This window comes from Bartonella sp. MR63HLJHH (genome assembly GCF_042194155.1).
Lineage (GTDB): Bacteria > Pseudomonadota > Alphaproteobacteria > Rhizobiales > Rhizobiaceae > Bartonella > Bartonella grahamii.
This window is the reverse complement of sequence record NZ_JBHIMN010000023.1, coordinates 1-7,497: the sequence shown is the minus strand read 5'-3', so window position 1 is coordinate 7,497 and position 7,497 is coordinate 1. Positions and strand designations below refer to the sequence as shown.

At 38.0% G+C, this 7,497-nt stretch carries 8 protein-coding genes and 1 pseudogene; all 9 read right to left on the bottom strand.

Annotated elements, in window-relative coordinates; genetic code table 11:
• On the bottom strand, window positions 1-522 hold a 522-nt coding region (locus ACFIKQ_RS08790; protein WP_375656290.1), incomplete at its 3' end, for a lysozyme.
• 69 nt (window positions 523-591) lie between these two features.
• Window positions 592-1,398 carry a hypothetical protein gene (locus tag ACFIKQ_RS08785; RefSeq protein ID WP_375645140.1) on the bottom strand — a complete coding sequence of 269 codons (807 nt, stop codon included), beginning with the start codon at window positions 1,396-1,398 and terminating at the stop codon, window positions 592-594.
• A complete protein-coding gene (locus ACFIKQ_RS08780; RefSeq protein ID WP_375645139.1) occupies window positions 1,341-1,652 on the bottom strand; it encodes a hypothetical protein in 312 nt (103 codons plus the stop codon). The genes ACFIKQ_RS08785 and ACFIKQ_RS08780 overlap by 58 nt, the downstream gene beginning before the upstream one ends.
• A 46-nt stretch (window positions 1,653-1,698) precedes the next feature.
• Window positions 1,699-2,178: a hypothetical protein gene (locus tag ACFIKQ_RS08775; protein WP_375645141.1), complete on the bottom strand. Its 480-nt coding sequence runs from the start codon at window positions 2,176-2,178 to the stop codon at window positions 1,699-1,701.
• Window positions 2,179-2,369: 191 nt separating this feature from the next.
• Window positions 2,370-2,840 (bottom strand): SMI1/KNR4 family protein, encoded by a 471-nt coding sequence (locus tag ACFIKQ_RS08770; RefSeq protein WP_375620541.1) that lies wholly within the window; start codon window positions 2,838-2,840, stop codon window positions 2,370-2,372.
• 295 nt (window positions 2,841-3,135) lie between these two features.
• On the bottom strand, window positions 3,136-3,462 hold the full coding sequence (locus ACFIKQ_RS08765; protein WP_375656289.1) for an HNH/ENDO VII family nuclease: 327 nt from the start codon (window positions 3,460-3,462) through the stop codon (window positions 3,136-3,138).
• Window positions 3,463-3,551: 89 nt separating this feature from the next.
• A pseudogene (locus ACFIKQ_RS08760) lies at window positions 3,552-6,132 on the bottom strand (DUF6990 domain-containing protein).
• Window positions 6,133-6,137: 5 nt separating this feature from the next.
• Window positions 6,138-6,605 (bottom strand): SMI1/KNR4 family protein, encoded by a 468-nt coding sequence (locus tag ACFIKQ_RS08755; protein ID WP_375656288.1) that lies wholly within the window; start codon window positions 6,603-6,605, stop codon window positions 6,138-6,140.
• A gap of 106 nt (window positions 6,606-6,711) precedes the next feature.
• A complete protein-coding gene (locus ACFIKQ_RS08750; RefSeq protein ID WP_375656287.1) occupies window positions 6,712-7,176 on the bottom strand; it encodes an SMI1/KNR4 family protein in 465 nt (154 codons plus the stop codon).
• Window positions 7,177-7,497: the final 321 nt, after the last annotated feature.

Here is a 7,497-nt window from a genome sequence, read left to right as displayed (position 1 = left end):
CGGGGCAAGTGCTTCTATTTTAAGAAGTCCGGTTGCCGTTTTCGTTTCTACCCTTTGATAATTCGAAGAAACATAAGCCCCTTTTACCCATAATCCCGCTTCTGCTGCTCGACGGTTGGCTAAACCAGCAAGAGGCTTCCCACCGACCTTATTCCATTTCTGTAATTCAACAGGAACGGCTTCATAATCGCCTTGATTAAGCTTCTTCAACAATGTTGACTTGCAAAAAGCAGCTTTTCCTACATTATAGCAAAACGAGACCAATGCCGCGAATTGGCAATCCGTTAACGAAACCGTAACCGATTCCTCTACCGTCTGCTCAAATTGCTTTAAGTCTTTACAAAGGATTTCTTCTGCTTGCTCTTGGCTAATACACATGCCTTTTTTGACAAGGGGATGACCCGCATTGCTGGTGTGACCATAACCAATCGTCCAAACACATGCCGTATCTCTATAAGCCTCTAGACGCAAACCTTCCCATTGTTTGATAAGCTCTAATGCTTCTTTCGATATCTTTCTCATCTGACGCTCCATAAAAAAAAGCCCCACAAAAGTGGGGCTGGATAAAATGATGTTCTAATCAATCTCGCACTAATTATAATAAAATGGGTCGCTACATCCACGGGCGCCTATTTTTTCATCTTCTACATAACGAGAATGCGCAAAATTCCGTACAAGATGATCATTGTTAGAGCCACCAGTCCAATCGCCTCCTCCCAACATAACATTTATGTCTACACGTAAACTACTTCCTTGCTCCCCTGTATGCCATTTAGTCACTGGATAACAACCGGACAAATATTGCCACACATAACCGCAACCATCCTCACAACCAATATGCGAAATCATCCGTCTATTGTTTGTATCAACGTGTCCTCCAGATGTCTTAGGAGAAGGCGCTTGATTGCCGACAATACTGGTTGCTTGATTACTTCCATACATGCTTGGCGAAAACTCATCACTCGTCAAAAATCTCTTACTAACAGACCAAAAATCAAATGCATGATCCGCATAGCTACGATTGGTCGTAATCGGAACACCATATGCCGACTTTGCATTTACACCTGTCCCTGATTGAAGATAAATATCAACCCAAATATTATGCCACGGATTGTAAACCATCCCTTCTGGACTACTACGCGGGCGGTGATTTAAAGACCAAACAGAATTGGGTAAAATATCCCCCGCTTGATAACCTGATAAGAGATGACCTTCAATCTCACCAACATCCGCACATAGCGTATGAAATCCGCCAATCTTTTCAGAATTATCCTTTGTATAGCCATCAGGAGCCGTCGGATTTTGCGAAAGGTCAAAGGATAGCTCATTCGTCTGATCTTTTAGGATGAGATATATATAATAATCCTTTCCTGCTTCAAGATCTTCGTCAAAAGACATCCTTCCACGCCTTGGAACGCGGTAAAAGAGGTACCTACCCCCAAATTCTCACCACCATGATAAAAGCGAAAACATGCCCCTTTATTGATCACAATACCTTTTCTATTTGTCGGATTGGCTTCCAGAATTCTGTGAGGCTGATCAAAACGCACATTCTCTAAAAAATAAGTGGAAAGAAAACCTACTGTTGCCTTGTTTGTGAGCTGATCAACCATTAGATTCAACGTCTCATCCGCTTGAATAAAGAAGGACACTATTTTGACTCCCTCCATCATTCGTGCTTTTTGTTCAACTAACTCTTTAAGAATGGGTAGGATGCTTTGATGATCGCTTTTGCAAAGATTTTCTTGTTTGTTGACGTTTTCTTTCATTCTCAAAATGAGTTATCATGGCCCGTTCCTTCTTGCTCGTATTGCTTAGACCAAAAGTATCATTGTCCATAAATTGCTGATATCCAGCTATCATGAGATCGGTTAGGAACGAGTCACTTTTCGGAGGTTGTGTAAAATAAATCCCCTTTGAATCCTGCAATTTATATCGAAAACCTGCTTTTTTCATGCACTCATATACTGAAGCAAATTCACTTGCATACGAATTCATATCACTAGAAGAAGCATAAACCGGTTTCCAACCACATTTTAAAAGTGATTGTTCGATTACAGCCCGATCTGCTCTAGGCTTTTCCCATAAAACCAAAGTCGATGGGGGAGGATTGCCTAATTGACATCCAGCTGTACTTAAGAGAGCCATGCTGCTCAATAGTTTTAAGATTTTTTTCATTTTTCCCCTCCTCCATAGTTTTTTCCAAAAACTCTTGTAAGAAGATGTGAATTTCAAACCAAGAGCTTTCTCCACCTTTTCAATCTGTAGATTATCAGCCGCATTTTCTTCAGTACGAAAATTGATAATATCATCATTATATTTATTAACTTTATCAATTAATACTGCAACATCATCTAAGGTATAGGTTTTCATAAATCTTCCCCTGCATACTCTTTAATTCTTTTACAGAGAAATTCATAAAAATTACTTGCGTAATATTGGGGATCATCAAGTGGAAACTTAAGATAGAGCGGGCACTCTCCATCCCGAAATTGAGTATAATCAAAGTAAAAGGTTTCACCAAAATCAGTTGTGCAGATAACAAGTTGTTTGGGATTCGTAAAGCCATCTCTTCTATCGAGCAAATTTCGGTAAACAATATCACCAGCAGGAATACCAGCACAGATTTCATAAATACTGAATATTTCTTCACCTCCAACTTCTCCGCCTCCATAATTTTTTAAAAAACCCTTATAGGAAGAGGTAAATTGTAAATCGAGAGTATTCTCAGCTGTTTTAATCCTTACATCATCAGGGGCATTATCTTTAGTACCAAAATTAATAGCATGACTATGCATATCAATATATTGTGCAACATCCGATAAAGTATAACTTTTCATAAATTTTTCTCCATAAGTCACAGCGTGTTTTTACTAATAATTAGTGTTTCTACTGATCAATATTTCTCTACCATAGCCAATGGAATTGGGATTACATTGATAGAATCATAAGGGATATTTTCTTGAAGGAGCTCTTTTCTCATCTGTGTCTGTAAAATCATCTCGCATTTACAATATATGATATAATTAAAGGGGATGATCATTAAAGCTTAGAGAGCGCCTTTTAGTGTCATTACTCCAATATTTGCAATAATTACTTTTTCTTTTTTCCTGCTTAGGAGACTTTTTTTGAAATCTAACAAATAACTTTTTTGATAAAATTTGTCTTTGGCTTCATATAAGCAACCAAACTCTTGTCTTGATAAAATGAGTAGAGAACTTCAGCGAGAGGACTATCTTGTTCTTGTGTTATAGGATGTAACATAATAGGCCTACAATCGACTCCAATAGGAGCTCTTCCTGATACCATTCTTTCCACATTTGTACCTGTTACTATCTGTCCTTTTTCTTTCCAAGAAGAAACTGTTTCAGGCTCAAACAGTTCATCTTCCGGATAAACTTTTTGACCTTTAAATTCCACAGGCTCTGCTGCCCCCATACTTTTTTTCTTTATCCATTTCATGATTCATAATCCCCTCGATTTTTTTTCAAAATAATCAATGTATTCTGTGTTCTAAATAGACTTAATACACTCTCCTTCCAAGAAGTAGGTTATTCCTCGCTAGAAAACTCTGAGTGATTATCGAAATCCTTTTGCCACCTGTTTAATTAAAGCGTAGCTCACTTGCTTCACCTTTGCTACTTCTTTGGCTAAAGCTAATGCACGTTCAAGATGAAGCTGTTGGATGCTCTCGTCAAAGCCTAGGTGATCCCCTGCCGTAAAGCTTTTCTGATAAGATTGCAAAGTTTCAGCATCACCCAACAAAGCAAGAGTGCCAAGATGAAGCAAAGCATAATCCGTATTATCTGCTTTAGATGTTGCATCTTGTTGCCAAGGAGCAGTGCCATAATCAGAGCGAAGTCTTTCAGAAAGATCAATTTCTTCGACTGACCATTCTAGCGCATCATCAAGCGCCTGTGTTAAACGATCCGCAGTGACTTCTGGTTCAAAGATTTCTAATCCCTTGGCTTCAAAATTAAGCTGTATGTCTGGAATATCTTCTGTGTGGGTAGGATCAATGAATTTACAAGCGGTGGAAAGAATGCCCGTGCTAATCAAAAAGGCGCTATCAAATTGTGGGTAGTCTTTGGCAATTTCGTCGTTATAAAGAATATCTACTTCACGATCAGCCAATTGATAGCTTGCCATATGGTCATTCTCATTGATTTTCTCGGTTGACCAGCCTAGGCTTTTTAAAATTGCATGAGCACTTTCCATGGTGAGACGATCATCAGTGTCATCCGCTTCATCCACTTCCTCTGCCACTTCAACAGAAGTTGTTTTAGAAGCAACAGATGCTGTTTGCGCATCCAAGCTTAAAATCGGAGCATTTTTAGGAAAACCAGTCCGATAACGGCGTGCAAGAGTAAGGACGTTATCAATAATATGTGCTATGTTTTCCCTTATCAAAGCTGAAAAGTTTTTATCCTTCAAACTTTCCTTATAAAATTTGAGTTTTTCAACATCCCCAATAAGAATAAGTGCAATAAGGTGCAACTTCGCAAAATCATATTCACTGTCTGGGGACAAAGCCGCATAATCATAGATGATTTGATTCACATTTTGTCGATCAGCCCAGCACAAAATATCCGCACAGATCTGCTTCAGTTTACCTTCATCCAATTCAGTACTAGAAACTGTATAAAATTCTTCTGCCTCTTTGAGAGCTATATATTGGGGCAATCTAGGAAACATCTCTCTATGAGCAGTAGAAAAACTAAGTGTTGAAAGGGAAGCCTTAAATACAACAATCGGCTCTTCTTCATCACTTTGAAGGTTATACATTATATTGATGATAAGGTCTTTACTTACAAAATAAGCATTGCGATCATAGTTCTTATCTCGATAAACTGTCCACCCCATCCTTTTTAAGTCTTCAGAAACTGTATTAAGAAAAGACAAATCTTGCAAACTAAGACGATCATCTATGGCTTTTCGCTCATTAAAGATTTTCAGATGTCTTTCTGCAAATTCAACAGCGTGATTAACATACCCCTCCAGTTCTTCATCAAGATTTTGCAAATGCTCAGGAATCTTATCCTCTGCAATAGAATCTTGATAGAATTTTAGGACATCAATTTGACCTGTCAATGCTAAACAAGCCAAATGCCAAATCACAGCTGGATAATAGCTATATTTTTGGATAAGCGTTTTGCTTTCTATTGACGCTTGTAAATCTTGGGCACGTGCCCACTGTATCACCCGCTCAGAGATTTTTGTCAACTCTTGCTCATTCAATATCTCTACACAAATATCAATTCCTTTATCAACCCCACGAAAATTCTCTCCTCCAATCGTATTAAAAGATCGATAAATATCCGTAGGTCGTACAAGATTACGTTGTCCACAAAAATGAATATACAAGCAAGCCAAAGAAATCTCTTCATTAGATATTTCAGCTTCGAGATGAATATTGTACTGATCATAGAGATGTACAAAGCCAAAATCTAACTTAATAAAACGATCCGGCAAAACCAACCACATTTTCCCAAGCTCTGTGGCAAACCACCCTTGAATTTTAAAAATGCGAGTTGCTGCTGTAAGACTCATCGACCACTGTTTAGTTTTTTTACGCGCTAAAATGTCATCTAACTCCCCGTTTTTATAAGCTTGCGCAAAAAGAATGAGGCGCTCAATCCACCCTATTGTTTTGTAATCTGAAAATTCTGGTACATGTAATTGGGGTGTAAACTTAGAACTTTTTAAAGCCTCAATATCACCAAGTAATGCTTCTGCAACAGCAGAATGATTGGCTGCTTTTTCACGTAATTTTTGTTCAATATCTTGTGCTTTCGCCCAAGCGATAACCCTATTTAAAGATTCCTTAACATGGCTTTCTGAGAGATCTGAAGCTGTAACATCGAAATCCTCTTTCGCAGAAAACAGCGTATCTTCATACTTATCCTGTGATACTTCACCACTAGCATATTCCCAAGCAAGGCAATAAGCAGCAGTGGTAAGATCAGCCGATAGCCGAAATTTTCCCCCATCCTCTCCATAATCTACAACATCATAACTAATGCCTACAATGCGATCGGGAAAATGATAATGCGCAAAGGTATCCCCCACTTCATCACGATAAGGCTCCCAGCCCAGTCTTTTTAAAATCTCTGTGACATCTTTGGTTTGCATCGTCATTACCCCCCAGCATGTTCCATAATTCTTTTACAGAGAAATTCATAAAAATTACTTGCATAATACTGGGGATCGCTAGGTGGAAATCTAAGATAGAGCGGGCACTCACCATCCTGAAACTGAGTATAATCAAAGTAAAATGTCTCACCAAAATCTGTTCTATTGACAACAAGCTGCTGTGGTTTTGCTAAACCATTTTTTATATCTGTTAAGTGATAATAAACAATATCACCAGCAGGATTATCTTCAAAACTTGCGTTATAAATGCTAAAAATTTCATAACCTCCAATTTCTCCTCCTCCATAATTTTTTAAAAAACTTTTGTAGGACGAGGTGAATTGTAAACCAAGAGTTCTCTCAGCCTTTTCAATCAATATATCATCAGGTGCATCCTCTGCAGTGCCAAAGTCGATAACATCCGGATATTTATCAATTAATACTGCAACATCAGCTAAAGTATAAGTTTTCATAGATGATCCCCCCTAAAAAATATTAATGATGCTTTCATTCTTGAAAAGAGAAAATAATGGTGGTTTAACATTGCAATTCGGAAGTAAAACCACCATACAAAGAAATTTACTTCAAGTTATCTCTAATCCTTTTACAGAGGAATTCATAAAAGTTACTTGCGTAATACTGGGGATCGCTAGGTGGAAATCTAAGATAGAGCGGGCACTCACCATTCTGGAATTGAGAATAATCGAAGAAAAATGTCTCTCCGAAATCGGTTCTACTAACAATAAGTTGCTGTGGCGTTGCAAAACCATTTTTTCTATAATTTAAGTTTTTATAAACAATATCATCACTACGAACAATCTCAAAGTTTGTATCATAAACGCTACATATTTCCTCACCACAGATCTCCGCTCTTCCATAGTTTTTTAAAAAACTTTTATAGGAAGACGTAAACTGCAAACCGAGAGTTTTCTCTGCTTTTTCAATCAGCGCATCATCAACTGCTTCATCTGTAGAGCCAAAATCGATACTATCGCTATATTTATCAACTAGTACTGCAACATCAGCTAAGGTATAGGTTTTCATAGATGATCCCCCTAAAAGTGATTAACAATTCTTGCATTTTTGAAAACAAAAAAGGATGACGGCTTTAACAGTGTATTTCAAAAGGAAACAGCCCAACAAAAGCGTCATTCCAAATTAGCTATAATTCTTTTACAGAGGAATTCATAGAAGTTATTGTATAATATAGAAGTTATTGTATAATATTGTCATATTTGTTATGAGAAAGACCTTGTCCATTGGGGCGAACAATATCAATCAGCGGCATATCATTGCCGGCTTTCCCCACCGTGGGGCGGAAAACAGAGCCAACCCCGTCAGCTGCTTTAATCCCTTGGCTCTCTT

What these genes read in the sequence shown, in the direction of transcription:
- ACFIKQ_RS08775 (WP_375645141.1), bottom strand. Translation starts at nt 2,178, where the DNA reads ATGAAAAAAATCTTAAAACTATTGAGCAGCATGGCTCTCTTAAGTACA.
- ACFIKQ_RS08785 (WP_375645140.1), bottom strand. Translation starts at nt 1,398, where the DNA reads ATGTCTTTTGACGAAGATCTTGAAGCAGGAAAGGATTATTATATATAT.
- ACFIKQ_RS08770 (WP_375620541.1), bottom strand. Translation starts at nt 2,840, where the DNA reads ATGAAAAGTTATACTTTATCGGATGTTGCACAATATATTGATATGCAT.
- ACFIKQ_RS08750 (WP_375656287.1), bottom strand. Translation starts at nt 7,176, where the DNA reads ATGAAAACCTATACCTTAGCTGATGTTGCAGTACTAGTTGATAAATAT.
- ACFIKQ_RS08755 (WP_375656288.1), bottom strand. Translation starts at nt 6,605, where the DNA reads ATGAAAACTTATACTTTAGCTGATGTTGCAGTATTAATTGATAAATAT.
- ACFIKQ_RS08765 (WP_375656289.1), bottom strand. Translation starts at nt 3,462, where the DNA reads ATGAAATGGATAAAGAAAAAAAGTATGGGGGCAGCAGAGCCTGTGGAA.